At 55.5% G+C, this 15,004-nt stretch carries 11 protein-coding genes; 4 read left to right on the top strand and 7 right to left on the bottom strand.

The window, feature by feature from the left end:
- Positions 1-7 precede the first annotated feature (7 nt).
- Positions 8-1,006 (bottom strand): 3-dehydro-L-gulonate 2-dehydrogenase, encoded by a 999-nt coding sequence (gene yiaK / locus A6013_RS14895; protein ID WP_041911626.1) that lies wholly within the window; start codon positions 1,004-1,006, stop codon positions 8-10.
- A gap of 224 nt (positions 1,007-1,230) precedes the next feature.
- On the opposite strand from yiaK, the gene yiaJ reads away from it, so the two are divergent.
- A complete protein-coding gene (gene yiaJ, locus A6013_RS14890) occupies positions 1,231-2,049 on the top strand; it encodes an IclR family transcriptional regulator YiaJ (RefSeq protein ID WP_041911625.1) in 819 nt (272 codons plus the stop codon).
- A gap of 4 nt (positions 2,050-2,053) precedes the next feature.
- Here yiaJ and avtA read toward each other — a convergent pair whose 3' ends face one another.
- Both avtA and A6013_RS14880 read right to left on the bottom strand, forming a co-directional pair.
- Positions 2,054-3,310, bottom strand: a complete 1,257-nt coding sequence (gene avtA, locus A6013_RS14885) for a valine--pyruvate transaminase (protein WP_045260029.1) — start codon at positions 3,308-3,310, stop codon at positions 2,054-2,056.
- Positions 3,311-3,509: 199 nt separating this feature from the next.
- Positions 3,510-5,540, bottom strand: coding sequence for an alpha-amylase (locus A6013_RS14880; protein WP_069733335.1), 2,031 nt, complete (start codon positions 5,538-5,540; stop codon positions 3,510-3,512).
- Positions 5,541-5,854: 314 nt separating this feature from the next.
- Between A6013_RS14880 and A6013_RS14875 the strand changes: the two genes are divergently transcribed.
- The gene (locus A6013_RS14875; RefSeq protein ID WP_045630274.1) at positions 5,855-6,679 is read left to right on the top strand and encodes a protein bax; all 825 of its coding nucleotides are present in this window, start codon (positions 5,855-5,857) and stop codon (positions 6,677-6,679) included.
- A gap of 38 nt (positions 6,680-6,717) precedes the next feature.
- Here A6013_RS14875 and xylR read toward each other — a convergent pair whose 3' ends face one another.
- The 4 genes from xylR to xylF form a co-directional block, all read right to left on the bottom strand.
- Positions 6,718-7,896, bottom strand: a complete 1,179-nt coding sequence (gene xylR / locus A6013_RS14870) for a D-xylose utilization transcriptional activator XylR (protein ID WP_069733334.1) — start codon at positions 7,894-7,896, stop codon at positions 6,718-6,720.
- Between the two features lie 33 nt (positions 7,897-7,929).
- Entirely contained in the window at positions 7,930-9,111 is a 1,182-nt protein-coding gene (xylH, locus tag A6013_RS14865; RefSeq protein ID WP_041911621.1) for a xylose ABC transporter permease XylH, read from the bottom strand.
- Entirely contained in the window at positions 9,089-10,630 is a 1,542-nt protein-coding gene (locus A6013_RS14860; RefSeq protein ID WP_041911620.1) for a xylose ABC transporter ATP-binding protein, read from the bottom strand. Before A6013_RS14860 ends, xylH begins: the two co-directional genes overlap by 23 nt.
- A gap of 72 nt (positions 10,631-10,702) precedes the next feature.
- Entirely contained in the window at positions 10,703-11,695 is a 993-nt protein-coding gene (gene xylF / locus A6013_RS14855; RefSeq protein ID WP_041911619.1) for a D-xylose ABC transporter substrate-binding protein, read from the bottom strand.
- Between the two features lie 371 nt (positions 11,696-12,066).
- On the opposite strand from xylF, the gene xylA reads away from it, so the two are divergent.
- Together xylA and xylB are read left to right on the top strand one after the other, a co-directional pair.
- Positions 12,067-13,389, top strand: a complete 1,323-nt coding sequence (xylA, locus tag A6013_RS14850; RefSeq protein WP_102863636.1) for a xylose isomerase — start codon at positions 12,067-12,069, stop codon at positions 13,387-13,389.
- A 61-nt stretch (positions 13,390-13,450) separates the two neighbouring features.
- A complete protein-coding gene (gene xylB / locus A6013_RS14845; RefSeq protein WP_069733332.1) occupies positions 13,451-14,905 on the top strand; it encodes a xylulokinase in 1,455 nt (484 codons plus the stop codon).
- The last annotated feature ends 99 nt before the right edge of the window (positions 14,906-15,004 follow it).

Genomic DNA, 15,004 nt, shown 5'->3' with positions numbered 1-15,004 from the left:
CCCCTCCTTACAGAGACTGGATTTTCGCCCATACGCTGTCGTCAATGGTTATGCCGTTGCGACGGTTCTCTTCTTGCAGACGCGTGAATTCATGTCCCGGCAAACGAACGGCAACATTTTCATCAGCGCGTTCGGCGGTAGTGATGAAGTCCATGATGCGTTGCAGTTTGGCATCGCGGGTTGGCCCGTCGATCAGGCGATCCACTTCAATAGCGATAAAGATCTGCGATACGCCATATTCGTCGCTGTTGTCCTGGGTCACTTCTGCGACGGAAGAGCCGTTAGAGAGCAGGGTAGCGATCATGTCGAGCACGATGGATAAGCCTGAACCTTTCCAGTAGCCCATCGGCAGAATACGGCGGTTTTTCTCAATCACGCCAGGCTCTCGGGTGAGATTGCCCTCGTCGTCAAAGCCGCCATCTACAGGCAACTCGCGCCCGGCCAGGCGGTTCACTTCCAGCATGCCGTAGGAGAACATCGACATCGACATGTCGACCATGGTGATGGGATTCGACGGGATAGCGACGATCAGCGGGTTTGTGCCGATGCAGCATTCTTTTGATCCCCACGCAGGCATTACTGCAATGGAGTTGGTCCAGCAAATTCCAATGTAACCTTTCTCAGCCGCCTGCCAGCCGTAACTGCCGCCGCGCATCCAGTGGTTGGCGTTACGCAGCGCCACCAGGCCGATACCGTGGTCGGATGCCAGTTCGGTGGCGCGATCCATCATCTTTTTCGCTGTCAGGTTGCCGATGGAGCGTCGGGCATCCCACTGTTCGATGGCACCCAATGAGGTCACCCGTTGTGGCTGGGCGTCAGGGATGATGTCGCCCGCATCCAGTTGCTGAATAAAACGCGGGAAGCGGTTTACGCCATGCGAGTAGACACCGGACTCGGTGGTGCGGGCAAACATCTCTGCGCAGGCATCGGCAGTCTCCACTTTTATGCCGCGATCGAGCAGAACCCGATTGAACGCCGCTTTCAACTCTTCGAAGGTCACTTTCATCCCTGTTCTCCTGTTTTTTAGGGGCAAGTGCGAACGCTTTTTTATCGTTAAATTTCACTATGCGAAATCTGATTTCAAATATAGCGATCAATTTTTGTCAGATCAACGACATTCACGTTTTTCAAAAATCATTAAAATCAACTGGTTGTGTTTTTTCTGTTGAGATCGTGAACTAAACCACACTTTGCGCTACCATCAGGAGCGCGATAAAAAGGAGCGATTTGATGAGCATGAAAGAGAGCGAAATAACGCAGGAAAAAGAGAGGCCAGCGGGCAGCCAGAGCCTGTTTCGCGGCCTGATGCTGATTGAGATCCTCAGCAACTACCCGAACGGGTGTCCGCTTGCGCATTTATCGGAACTGGCTGGTTTGAATAAGAGCACCGTCCACCGGTTACTCCAGGGACTGCAGTCGTGCGGGTACGTTACCCCGGCGCCAGCGGCGGGCAGCTATCGTTTGACCACGAAATTCATTGCTGTCGGGCAAAAGGCGCTGTCATCGCTCAACATTATTCACGTGGCGGCCCCGCATCTTGAGGCGCTGAACATTGCCACTGGCGAAACGGTGAACTTTTCCAGTCGGGAAGATGACCACGCGATCCTAATTTATAAGCTCGAGCCGACAACCGGCATGCTGCGTACGCGTGCTTACATCGGCCAGCATATGCCGCTCTATTGTTCTGCAATGGGCAAGATCTATATGGCCTTTGGTCATCAGGATTACGTGGCCAGTTACTGGCAAAGCCATCAGGAACAGATTCAACCGCTGACGCGCAATACCATCACTGAACTGAGTGCTATGTACGATGAGCTGGCGGAAATTCGCGATCGCAGCATGGCAATGGATAAAGAAGAGAACGAGCTGGGTGTCTCCTGTATCGCCGTGCCGGTGTTTGATATTCATGGTCGCGTGCCGTATGCGATCTCCATTTCGCTGTCGACGTCCCGCATGAAGCAGGTTGGCGAGAAAAACCTGCTCAAGCCTCTGCGCGAAACGGCAGAGGCGATATCAAAAGAGCTGGGTTTTAACGTGCGTGAGGGGTAGCGTGTTACTGGCTGCCTTCATGCCACGCTTTTTCAATTTCTTCGGCGAGAATTTTGACGCCCGCTTCGATTTTTGCCGGATCGGGCACGTAGTTCATGCGCATGCACTGGTGCGTGTGCGGCCATGGCTTATCCAGACCCGGGAAGAAGTAATCGCCCGGCACCATCAGCACGCCACGCTTTTTCAGTCGCTGATAGAGCAGTTCTGTAGTGATCGGCAAATCCTTAAACCACAGCCACAGGAAAATCGCTCCTTCGGGTTTGTGGATCAGGCAGCGTTCTTCCGGTAAGTAGCGGCGAAGCGTCGCAATCGTCTCCTGAACGCGCTGGTAATAGAACGGTTTGATGACTTCATTAGACAGACGCAGCAGGTCGTTGCGCTTGATCATTTCGCACATCATCGCCGGGCCGATACCGCCCGGTGAAAGGCTGATAATGCCGTTCATATTGGTAATGGCGGTGATGATTTTCTCGTTGGCGATGATGATGCCGCAGCGGCTGCCCGGCAGACCCAGCTTGGAGAGGCTCATGCACAGGACAATGTTCGGATTCCACAGCGGACGAGCTTCGCTGAAGATAATGCCCGGGAACGGCACGCCGTAGGCATTGTCGATCACCAGCGGGATGCCGTGCTGGTTCGCCAGGACATCCAGCTTCATCAGTTCGTCGTCGGTAATCACGTTGCCCGTTGGGTTCGTCGGGCGCGATACGCAGATCATCCCCGTCTCTTCACCAATATGCAGGTGTTCAAAATCGACGTGATATTTGAACTGGCCTTCCGGCAGCAGCTCGATGTTCGGGCGCGCGGAGACGAACAGATCCTCTTCCAGGCCGGAATCAGCATAGCCGATATACTCCGGTGCCAGCGGGAACAGCACCTTTTTGGTGGTGCCGTCGGCACGACGCCCTGCGAAGAGGTTAAACAAGTAGAAAAACGCGCTCTGGCTGCCGTTTGTTAGTGCAATATTCTGTGGTTCGATATCCCAGCCCAGCTCTTCACGCAGCATTTTGGCAAGGAGAGTCAGTAGCTCGGTTTTACCCTGCGGACCGTCGTAATTGCAGAGCGCATCGGTCGCTTTGCCGTTTTCCAGCATCTGCGCGAGCAGCGTCTGGAAATAGGTTGTCATCTCCGGAATTTGCGCCGGGTTTCCGCCGCCGAGCATGATGGCGCCCGGTGTGCGCAGCCCGTCGTTGAGGTCCTCCATCAGGCGAGTAATGCCTGAATGGCGGGTGAATTTGTCGCCAAAAAGTGAAAACGTCATAGCAGGTGTTCTATCGAGCTTATTTTGAAAGTGGGTAACCATAACGCTAGCACTGTGCTGGTGCAAATCGGGAGATGTGGTCGGATTTGTTGTTTTGTAGGGCGGAGTGGGATTTTTGTAGTGAATAGTTCTGGTGGGTTTCACCCCTCACCCCGGCTCACTCCCCATGCGGGGAGAGGGCCAGGGTGAGGGGGGATAATTATTGATTACCCGCCCATACCACCATCACCTTATCGCCCTTGTGCTCGCGCACGAAGCCGTACCCCTCTTTCAGCGACAGCGTGGTTTGCTTGCCTTCACCGATCGCCGGATGGCGGGCACGGAACTGGCCCAGCGTTTGCCAGTGGGCGACGGTTAAGGCCTGCTTGCCCGTCACGTCCTGCCAGTTCATATCCGAGCGGGTACCCTGCAGCGGGTCAGACCCCGTCGGGCCAAACGGACGCTCGGATTCATCACCGTAATAGATTTGTACGCTGCCCGGTGCCAGCAGGAGCAGTTCCGCAGCGCGCTGGCCTCCTTCGCGGAACAGGCGTGTGTCATGGGAGGAGAGATAGCTCAGCACGTTGAAGCTTTGCAGCTTTTCCGCCATCTGCTGCCAGGTGAGATCCATATCGGCCAGGCAATCCACCGCTTTTGCCGCCTGCTCCTGATAATCAAAGTTGATCATCGCGTCGAAACCGTGGCGGTAATAGTCGCTTTGCATCACTCCGTGACCCCAGGACTCGCCGGTCATCCAGAACGGTGCGTTATCCAGCTTTTTGTCCGGGTTGGCCCCTTTCCACGCGGCCAGCGCCTGACTAGCCTGGTCCTTTAACTGTTGCCAGGCCGCAAGCTCGACGTGCTTCGCGGTATCCACCCGGAAACCGTCAATGCCGTAGTCGCGCACCCACTGGCTGAGCCAGTGGGTGAGATAGTCGCGCGGGGTATATCCCGGGATGGCTTTCGCGTGGGTATCGGGCTTGTGCTGATAAAAGTTGGGTAATCCGGAAGGGGCGGTGGATTCCGTTTTCAGATCCGGTAGGAACGCCAGCGACATGGTTAAATCGTCGAAGCCGGGGTTGTCGTAATCACCAATGTCGGTGCGGATCCATTTCTTGCCCCACCATTTTTCCCATGCGGCTTTGTCGCTAAAGTTGATGTAATCGTTGAAGCTATGCCAGCTTTGGCCCGCGCCCGGCTTCCAGTCCGTCCAGCGGTCGCCCAGGGTCTTTTTCAGCTCATCACCCTGCAGATACAGCGCGCCAAACTGGTACTCCTGCATGTCCGCAAGCGTCGCGTAGCCCGCGTGGTTCATGACGATATCGAACAGGATGCGAATGCCGCGCCTGTGCGCTTCATCAACAAGATGGCGCAGATCATCCTCGGTGCCCATGTTGGCATCGAGCTTCGTCCAGTCCTGGGTGTAGTAGCCGTGATAGGCATAGTGTGGGAAGTCCCCTTTGGTGCCACCGCCTACCCAGCCGTGGATCTGCTCAAGCGGGGAACTTATCCAGAGCGCGTTCACCCCCAGCTGCTGTAAATAGTCGAGCCTGCTGGCGAGCCCTTTGAGATCGCCACCGTGGAAGGTGCCAATCTCCTGCATGCCGTCTTTGTGACGACCGTAGCTGTTGTCGTTGCTCGGGTCGCCATTCACAAAGCGGTCGGTTAGCACAAAATAGACGGTGGCGTTCTGCCAGCTAAACGGCGCTGGTTTGTCGGTTTCGGCGCGCTCAAGCAGCAGCAGGCCACCACTGCTGGCGGCTGGCTGCAGGGTTATGTTTCCGTTCTGCACCGTCGCGGTCTGTTTGCTGTAGAAATCACGCACCACGGTGCCTTCCGGGAAGGTATGGCTGACGTCCAGCGTCAGCGGTTTACCGTCCCACTTCGGGCACTGGCGGATAACGCTTGCAACCGGCTGTTCTGCGGTGCTCTGAATTGTCAGCAGCAGAGTTGGCGTGCCGGATCGGGTATCAATCCGCATCTGGTATTCACCGTCGCGGAAAAGGCGCCACTGCGGCGGAGACCCGTCGCAGGGCTTGAGCGACAGCATCTCATTGAGTTTTATCGCCTCCGAAGGCTGCCAGCACGTCTTGTCAAAACTCAGCGTCAGAGGACGCGTACCCTTCGTAAGCTTTGCCTGGCTGGTGAAAACCCCGGTGCCTTCGGCGCGGAATGCGTTAAACCCCGGCGATGACCAGTCGGCATGTGCCAGAGCGGGTAACATCAGAAAAGCTAATGCGGTGCGTTTCATTCCATTTTCCTGTCGCGGCATTTTTGATCAGTGTGCCATCAGGTTGTGGTTAAAAACTCATCCCCCATCGCTTTCTGTCGGGAGGATCTGTGAGGATGAGTGATCCCGCGCGAAATGAGACAGTTATCTGCGATATCGCACACATTTTTTCAGGAATGATGTTTTTATGAGCAAGTTTCAGGTGACATAGTTTCGGATTTGGACTATTTCTATACGTGCTCTTGAAGTCTATTTTTGATATGATTTGAGATTCCGCTCTCAAATTTGTGAAAAAAATAAGGTGTTGGGATGATTACATCCGACCAGGAGACCTAATGATATCGACTCCCATTCGACGATATGGGGCCGCGATACTCATGTTACTCACCACGACATTTTCGGGTGGGGTGCTTGCGAAGACGCACACGGATACAACGAGTAAGAAAGCCCACGTAATAAAGACGACAAGTAGTAAGGTTAGCAGTAAACAAGAGTATTCTCGCAATAGTGCAAAGAGTAGTTCACTTCCTGATTTGCGAAAATACCCTTCCGGAACACCAAGAAAAAAAGCGTTTCTCCGGACGGTAATGCCTTACATAACAAGTCAAAATGCCGCGATTACGGCGGATCGTAACTGGTTAATTTCAAAACAGTACGATAGCCGCTGGTCGCCGTCTGAACGCGCGCGTCTGAAAGACATCACGAAGCGCTACAAACTGAGCTGGAACGGTAACACGCGTCGCGTACCGTGGAATGCTCTCCTTGAGCGTGTGGACATTATCCCAGGCAGCATGGTAGCGACCATGGCAGCAGCCGAAAGCGGCTGGGGAACGTCTAAGCTGGCGCGTAATAACAATAACCTGTTCGGCATGAAATGTGCGAAAGGGCGTTGTAATAATGCGCCCGGCAAAGTGAAGGGCTATTCTCAGTTTGAATCAGTAAAAGATTCCGTGAATGCTTACGCGGTGAATCTTAATACGCACCCGGCCTACTCATCGTTCCGTAAATCACGCGCTCAGTTGCGTAAAGCGGATCAGGAAGTAACGGCCAGCGCAATGATTCACAAGCTAAAAGGTTATTCGACGAAGGGAAATAGCTATAACAACTATCTGTTCGCTATGTACCAGGATAACCAGCGCTTAATTGCCGCCCATATGTAATCTCAAAAAACGCCTTCCAGTGGAAGGCGTTTCCTTTTCTATATCAGCACCTCGCTGTGGCGATCCCGGTACTCTTTCGGCGTGGTGTCATACTCTTTGCGAAACACCGAATAGAAATACTGCAGCGACGGATAGCCGCACATCTGCGAGATTTCGTTGATCGACAGTGACGTGGAGACAAGCAGGCTGCGGGCCTTCTCCAGCTTCTCCGCATGAATGACGGCATGAATGGTTTCGCCCACCTCTTCTTTGAATCGCTTCTCCAGATTCGAGCGGGAAATGCCCACCGAGTCCAGGACCTGATCGACCTTAATCCCTTTGCAGGCGTGGTTGCGGATATAGTGCATGGCCTGAATGACGGCCGGGTCGCTTAGGGAACGATAATCGGTTGAGCGACGCTCAACGACGCGGACGGGGGGAACCAGCAGGCGCTGAAGCGGCAGAGCCTCTTTATCCAGCAGACGGTGCAACAGCTTTGCCGCCTGATAGCCCATCTGACGTGTGCCCTGTGCTACGGAGGAGAGCGCCACGCGGGACAGGTAGCGGGTCAGTTCTTCGTTATCAATGCCAATCACGCACAGTTTTTCGGGCACCGGGATATGCAAATGTTCGCAGACCTGCAGCACGTGTCGGGCGCGGGCGTCCGTCACGGCAATAATGCCGGTTTGCGGTGGCAGCGTTTGCAGCCAGTCCGCCAGGCGGTTTTGCGCGTGCTGCCAGTTTTCCGGTGCGGTTTCCAGCCCCTGATAGACCACGCCGCGGTACTTCTCCTGCGCGACCAGCTGGCAAAACGCATGTTCACGCTCCACGGCCCAGCGCTTGCCGCTGGTGGCGGGTAAACCATAAAACGCGAAGCGATGGACGCCTTTCTCCTTTAAATGGAGAAAGGCGGCCTCGACCAGGGCATGGTTATCGGTGGCGATGTAGTGGACCGGCGGGTAGTGTTCGGGTGAATGATACGAGCCGCCGACCCCCACAATCGGCACGTTGACGTCGGTTAGCAGCTGCTCGATGATGGGATCGTCATAGTCGGCGATAACGCCATCACCCAGCCAGTCTTTGATGTTCTCCAGACGGGTGCGGAAATCTTCTTCAATAAAAATATCCCATTCGGATTGCGACGCCTGCAAATATTCACCCACGCCTTCTACCACCTGACGGTCGTAGGCTTTGTTGGCATTGAATAACAACGTAATGCGGTGACGCTTTTCAAACATGGCTCGCTTCCCAGTTAAGTCACAATGCGGTTATCAGGCTCGTCGCTTGGTGGCAGAGTCCATCCAGACTGCCAGTAAAAGAATGGCCCCCTTGACGATATACTGCCAAAACGTCGGGACGTCCATCATACTCATCCCGTTATCCAACGACGCCATGATAAATGCCCCCATGACCGCGCCCGCCACGCTACCGATACCGCCTGCGAGGCTGGTGCCACCGATGACGCAGGCAGCGATAGCATCCAGCTCGGCGATGTTACCGGCGGAAGGAGAGCCTGCCCCCAGACGCGAGCTGAGGATCAACCCGGCGATAGCGACCATCAGGCCGTTAATGGCGAAAACCGCCAGCTTGGTACGTTCGACGTTAATACCCGACAGTCGAGCAGCTTCAAGGTTGCCGCCGATGGCATAAATACGACGTCCAAACGCGGTGCGCGTCGCCATAAACATGCCGCCGAGCAGTAACAGCGCCAGCAGCAGTACCGGCGTCGGAACGCCGCGATAGTCGTTAAGAAGCCAGATGGCGCCCAGCACAATGACCGCCGTCAGCGCCTGACGTCCTACCACGGACGTTGACGCTGGCGACGCAAGACCCAGCGCCTGACGGCGCATACGTCCACGCCATTGCCACGCGACAAACGCCAGCAGTCCCACCACGCCGATCGTAAAGCCTATGCTGTCCGAGAGGTAACTCTGGCCAATTTGCGACATCGCCGCGCTGGTCGGGGAGACGGTCGTGCCGTTAGTGATACCGATCAGGATCCCGCGGAAGGCCAGCATTCCCGCCAGGGTGACGATAAACGATGGCACCTTCCGATAGGCAACCCACCAGCCGTTCCAGGCCCCTAAAACCAGCCCCAGTACCAGCGTAACCGCGACGGTTAGCGGCAGCGGCCAGCCGAGCCAGACGTCAAAAATGGCCGCCACGCCGCCGAGAAGACCCATCATCGACCCGACCGACAGGTCGATTTCCGCAGAGATGATCACGAACACCATGCCCACGGCCAGGATGCCGGTGATGGCGGTCTGGCGGAGCAGGTTTGAGACGTTACGCGCGCTTAAGTACGAGCCATCCGTCATCCACGTGAAGAACAGCATGATGACGATAATCGCCGCGATCATCACGAAAACCTGCAGGTTCAGCGCTTTTAGCCCCGCGAACGCTCCGGGCGTCGGAACAGCGACTTTGATATCAGACGGATTGCTTTTCGACATGACGTTCGCTCCTTAAAGCGGCTTCCATCACCTGCTCTTGCGTCAGGTTCTGGTTAATCAGGTTGGCTTTCAGTTTCCCCTCGTGCATGACCAGCACGCGGTCGCTCAGGCCGAGCACTTCGGGTAACTCAGACGAGATGACAATGACGGCAATCCCTTGCTGTACAAGCTGATTAATCAGTTTGTAGATTTCGTATTTGGCACCGATATCGATCCCGCGCGTCGGCTCATCAAGGATTAATATGCGTGGATTGAGGAGCAGACAGCGCGCCAGAATCGCCTTCTGTTGGTTACCACCGCTCAGTCGGCCAATCGCCAGTTCCGGCGAGGAGGTTTTGACCTTCAGCCGGGCAAGTGACTGAAGGATGCACTGTTGCTCGGCGGCATCATCCAGGCTGCTCAGCGCGCCGGAGAACCGATCGAGTGCCGCAAGGGTGATGTTTTTACCCACCGCCATGACCGGTACGATGCCGTCTTTTTTGCGGTCTTCCGGCACCATGGCAATGCCGCGGGCAATCGCCTGCTGGCAGTTGTCGATTCTCACGGGCTGGCCGTCTATATATATCGTGCCCTCCCAGCGCCCTGGCCACACGCCAAACAGGCACTGCACGGCTTCGGTGCGCCCGGCACCGACGAGCCCAGCAATCCCAAGAATTTCGCCGCTGTGAAGGGAAAACGAAACGTTATTGACCCGCTTAATGTGGCGGTTAACGGGGTGCCACGCGGTCAGGTTTTCCACGCGCAGCACTTCATCGCCCTGACTGTGGGGCTCATTCGGGTAGAGCGCGGTCAGCTCGCGGCCCACCATCATGGTGATGATGTCATCTTCACTCATGCCCGCAGCTTCACGCGTGCCGATGTGTTGCCCGTCGCGGATCACGCAGATGGTGTCCGAAATGGCTTTTACCTCGTTCAGCTTGTGCGAAATGTAGATGCAGGCGATACCGTGGTTTTGCAGATCGCGGATGATATTGAGCAGAACCGCAGTTTCCTGTTCGGTGAGTGACGCCGTTGGCTCATCGAGGATCAGCAGCCTGACCTGTTTATTCAGCGCCTTCGCAATTTCGACCAGCTGCTGTTGCCCCAGCCCCAGATCGCCCACGCGTGTATCCGGTGAAATGTTGAGGCTCACCTGCGCCAGCAGCTTTTCACAGCGGAGCGTCATGGTGTCGTAATCCAGCACGCCGTGGCGGGAAATCTCGGCTCCGAGGAAGATGTTCTCCAGCACGGTGAGATGTTTCACCAGCGCCAGCTCCTGGTGGATGATGGCGATGCCTTTACGTTCGGTGTCGCGAATGTGCGTCGCCTGGATGACTTCACCGGCAAAGACAATTTCGCCTTCGTAACTGCCGTGCGGGTAGATCCCACACAGGACTTTCATCAGCGTTGATTTGCCCGAACCGTTCTCGCCACACAGCGAAACCACTTCGCCAGGGTTCAACCGGAGACTGACGTTGTCGACGGCTTTCACCGCGCCGAAGCGCTTGGTGATGCTTTTCATTTCAAGTAAATAAGGCATAACTGCTCCACATAACCCGAGGGAAGAACAGTACAACGTCATGCGCCCCCGCAGAGCAGGGGCAGCGCCGGATTACAGTTCGCTCTTCTTGTGGAAACCGTCTTTAATAACGGTGGCGTCAATGTTCTCTTTATTGACTTCAATTGGCGTGAGCAGGCGAGCCGGAACGTCTTTCAGGCCGTTATTGAGCGTTGCATCTGCTTTAGGTTGCTTACCGTTGCCCAGCTCAACGGCAATTTCCGCCGCCGTATTGGCAAGCTCAGTAATCGGTTTGTAGACCGTCATGGTCTGAGTTCCAGCAATAATGCGTTTTACGCCCGCCAGGTCGGCATCCTGACCAGAAATCGCGACTTTACCGGCCAGTCCCTGGGCACTCAGAGCCTGAATAGCCCCGCCTGCTGTGGCATCGTTGGAGGCCACGACAGCATCAATTTTGTTGTTATTAGCCGTCAGCGCATTTTCCATAATCTTCAGGGCATTTTCTGGTAACCATCCGTCGGCCCACTGATCGCCGACCACCTTAATTTTGCCGCTGTCGATGTACGGCTTAAGGACCTTCATTTGCCCTTCGCGGAACAGTTTGGCGTTGTTATCCACCGGCGAACCGCCCATCAGGAAATAATTGCCTTGAGGCACTTTGTCGATCAGGCTTTGCGCCTGTAATTCGCCCACTTTTTCATTGTCGAAGGAAATATAATAATCAATATCGGCGTTATTAATCATGCGGTCATAAGCGAGAACTTTTATGCCTTCCTGCTTCGCTTCTTTCACCACGTTACTTAATACCTGGCCGTTATAAGGGATAATGACCAGAACATCGACTCCCCGGTTGATCATATTCTCGATCTGCGACATTTGCGTTTCTTCATTGCCGTTAGCCGACTGAACAAACACATTCGCACCGAGTGATTCCGCTTTTTTCACAAAAATATCGCGATCTTTTTGCCAGCGCTCCAGACGCAGGTCATCAATCGCCATGCCAATTTTGACCTCCTTGGCATGTCCTGCAAAGCTTACAAGGAGGAGCGTAGTGCAGAGCGTTAGGGTCAGGTTCTTTATCTTCATAATTATTAGGCCTTTTTGTAGGGGTATGTGTTGCTGAGATAAAAGAAACATTCACTGCTGGGTCGCAGCAAATTTTTAACGCGGAAAGGCGGGCTGGCAATTACAGATTTTTATCTTCTCATTACGATATTTGGTTTATTTCTGAATTTATGACCGCGATCGGATTTTAAAATTCGTAACGCCTTAATTACATTTGATTCTGGAATGCGCGCCGAAAAATAGTTTGTCTGCGCATTATTTTGCGAGCCAGCGCACAGTTGTGCATTCTCTCAATAGCAGTGTGAAATAACGTAATTGAGCAACCCAAAATGTCTATTCACTATTACTCCTGAATCAACGACTCGCCGCATACCCTGATTATGGAGCTCAATATGCAAGCTTATTTCGACCAACTCGATCGCGTTCGTTACGAAGGCCCAAAAACGACCAATCCTTTAGCATTTCGTCACTACAATCCGGATGAGCTGGTGCTGGGTAAGCGCATGGAAGATCATCTGCGCTTTGCCGCCTGTTACTGGCATACCTTCTGCTGGAACGGCGCCGATATGTTCGGCGTGGGTTCCTTTGACCGTCCGTGGCAACAGCCGGGTGAGGCCATCGAGCTGGCGAAACGCAAAGCCGACGTGGCGTTTGAGTTCTTCCACAAGCTGAACGTGCCGTACTACTGCTTCCATGATGTTGACGTATCGCCGGAAGGGGTGTCGCTGAAAGAGTACCTGAACAATTTTGCGCAGATGGTGGACGTGCTGGCAGAAAAACAGCAGCAAAGCGGCGTGAAGCTGCTCTGGGGTACGGCAAACTGCTTCACCAACCCACGCTACGGTGCGGGTGCGGCCACCAACCCGGATCCGGAAGTGTTTAGCTGGGCGGCTACGCAGGTGGTGACGGCAATGAACGCTACGCATCAGCTGGGCGGCGAAAACTATGTCCTGTGGGGCGGCCGTGAAGGCTATGAAACCCTGCTCAATACCGACCTGCGCCAGGAGCGCGAGCAGATTGGCCGCTTTATGCAGATGGTTGTCGACCATAAGCACAAAATCGGCTTCCGCGGCACGCTGTTGATCGAGCCTAAACCGCAGGAACCAACCAAGCATCAGTACGACTATGATGTCGCCACCGTGTATGGCTTCCTGAAGCAGTTTGGTCTGGAAAAAGAGATCAAAGTGAATATTGAGGCTAACCACGCTACCCTGGCGGGCCACTCATTCCACCACGAAATTGCCTCTGCGATTGCGCTGGGCATCTTCGGATCGGTAGATGCGAACCGCGGCGATCCGCAGCTGGGCTGGGATACCGATCAGTTCCCGAACAGCGTGGAAGAGAATGCGCTGGTGATGTACGAGATCGTCAAAGCGGGCGGTTTCACCACCGGCGGCCTTAACTTTGACGCCAAGGTGCGTCGCCAGAGCACCGACAAATACGATCTGTTCTACGGCCACATTGGCGCGATGGACACCATGGCGCTGGCGCTGAAAGTGGCGGCGCGTATGATTGAAGACGGCGAGCTGGATAAGCGCGTGGCGAAGCGCTACAGCGGCTGGAACAGTGAGCTGGGCCAGCAAATTTTGAAGGGTCAGTTATCGCTTGCGGACATCGCGAAGTACGCTGAACAACAGCAGCTGGCGCCGCAGCACCAGAGCGGGCATCAGGAATTGCTGGAAAACCTGGTTAATCAATATCTGTTCGATAAATAACAGCATGCAGGCCCGGTAAGCGGAAGCGCCACCGGGCATTTCTGTCAAAGGAGTCACCACAATGTATATCGGGATCGATCTTGGCACATCGGGTGTGAAAGCCATCCTGTTAAGCGAGCAGGGCGACGTGTTAGCAACGCAGACTGAAAAGCTGCAGGTTTCACGCCCGCATCCGCTGTGGTCGGAGCAGGACCCGGAGCAGTGGTGGCAGGCGACGGATCGCGCGATGAAAGCCTTAGGCGAGCAGCACAGCCTGCGCGACGTGAAAGCGCTGGGCATTGCCGGACAAATGCATGGTGCAACGTTGCTGGATAACCAGCATCGCGTTCTGCGCCCGGCTATTCTCTGGAACGATGGCCGCTGTGCGGAAGAGTGCGCAATCCTTGAAGCGCGTGTGCCCACGTCCCGCGAGATTACGGGCAACCTGATGATGCCGGGCTTCACCGCACCAAAACTTTTGTGGGTACAGCGCCACGAGCCGGAGATTTTCCGTCAGGTGGCGAAAGTCCTGCTGCCGAAAGACTATCTGCGTTTTCGCATGACAGGCGATTTCGCCAGCGACATGTCCGATGCCGCCGGCACGATGTGGCTCGACGTGGCGAAACGCGACTGGAGCGAGGCGATGCTGGATGCCTGCCATCTGACCCGGGAACATATGCCCGCGCTGTTCGAAGGCTGTGAGGTGACGGGTACGCTGCTGCCAGACGTTGCGGAACGCTGGAATATGCCTGCCGTACCGGTGGTGGCCGGGGGCGGCGATAACGCGGCGGGTGCCGTGGGTGTCGGGATGGTTGAGGCGGGGCAGGCGATGCTGTCGCTGGGAACCTCTGGGGTCTATTTTGCCGTCAGCGACGGCTATCGCAGCAATCCCGAAAGCGCTGTGCACAGTTTCTGTCATGCGCTTCCGGGAAAATGGCATTTGATGTCGGTGATGCTGAGCGCGGCATCCTGCCTGGACTGGGCGGCGAAGCTTACCGGCATGGCGGACGTTCCGGCACTCATTGCGGCAGCGCAGCAGGCGGATGACGCGGCGAGTACCGTCTGGTTTTTACCCTATCTTTCTGGCGAGCGTACGCCGCACAACAACCCGGAAGCGAAAGGGGTATTCTTTGGCCTAACCCATCAGCACGGCCCGGCAGAGCTGGCGCGTGCGGTTCTGGAAGGTGTGGGGTATGCGCTGGCCGACGGAATGGATGTGGTGCACGACTGCGGCCTGAAACCGGCGAGCGTCACCCTGATTGGCGGCGGCGCGCGAAGCCCTTACTGGCGACAGATGCTGGCGGATATCAGCGGGTTGCAGCTGGATTTCCGCACGGGAGGGGATGTTGGCCCCGCGCTCGGTGCCGCGCGTCTGGCGCAGATCGCTATGAACCCGGACAAGCCGCTTTCGCAACTGCTGCCGCAGCTTACGCTTGAACAGGCGCATGTGCCTGACGCGGCAGGACATGCCCGTTATGCAGAAAGGCGCGAGGTGTTCCGCAAAATCTATCAGCAGCTGCTGCCGCTGATGTCATAAACTCGCTTGTCCGACAGAGGCACGAGGTTGTCCTTTTTTGGTCTGTGCGTGCCTCTCTTTCCTTGCCAGTATGGTGACACACCCACTGGCGAGGAGATT

It is taken from the genome of Enterobacter sp. IF2SW-B1 (genome assembly GCF_001743375.1).
In the GTDB taxonomy this organism is placed as follows: Bacteria; Pseudomonadota; Gammaproteobacteria; order Enterobacterales; family Enterobacteriaceae; genus Enterobacter; species Enterobacter bugandensis.
The sequence above is the reverse complement of the archived record's forward strand: the minus strand, read 5'-3'. Positions and strand labels throughout refer to the sequence as shown.

Excerpts from the sequence above, each read along its gene's own strand:
- yiaK (WP_041911626.1), bottom strand. The coding sequence starts at position 1,006 with ATGAAAGTGACCTTCGAAGAGTTGAAAGCGGCGTTCAATCGGGTTCTG.
- yiaJ (WP_041911625.1), top strand. The coding sequence starts at position 1,231 with ATGAGCATGAAAGAGAGCGAAATAACGCAGGAAAAAGAGAGGCCAGCG.
- avtA (WP_045260029.1), bottom strand. The coding sequence starts at position 3,310 with ATGACGTTTTCACTTTTTGGCGACAAATTCACCCGCCATTCAGGCATT.
- A6013_RS14880 (WP_069733335.1), bottom strand. The coding sequence starts at position 5,540 with ATGAAACGCACCGCATTAGCTTTTCTGATGTTACCCGCTCTGGCACAT.
- A6013_RS14875 (WP_045630274.1), top strand. The coding sequence starts at position 5,855 with ATGATATCGACTCCCATTCGACGATATGGGGCCGCGATACTCATGTTA.
- xylR (WP_069733334.1), bottom strand. The coding sequence starts at position 7,896 with ATGTTTGAAAAGCGTCACCGCATTACGTTGTTATTCAATGCCAACAAA.
- xylH (WP_041911621.1), bottom strand. The coding sequence starts at position 9,111 with ATGTCGAAAAGCAATCCGTCTGATATCAAAGTCGCTGTTCCGACGCCC.
- A6013_RS14860 (WP_041911620.1), bottom strand. The coding sequence starts at position 10,630 with ATGCCTTATTTACTTGAAATGAAAAGCATCACCAAGCGCTTCGGCGCG.
- xylF (WP_041911619.1), bottom strand. The coding sequence starts at position 11,695 with ATGAAGATAAAGAACCTGACCCTAACGCTCTGCACTACGCTCCTCCTT.
- xylA (WP_102863636.1), top strand. The coding sequence starts at position 12,067 with ATGCAAGCTTATTTCGACCAACTCGATCGCGTTCGTTACGAAGGCCCA.
- xylB (WP_069733332.1), top strand. The coding sequence starts at position 13,451 with ATGTATATCGGGATCGATCTTGGCACATCGGGTGTGAAAGCCATCCTG.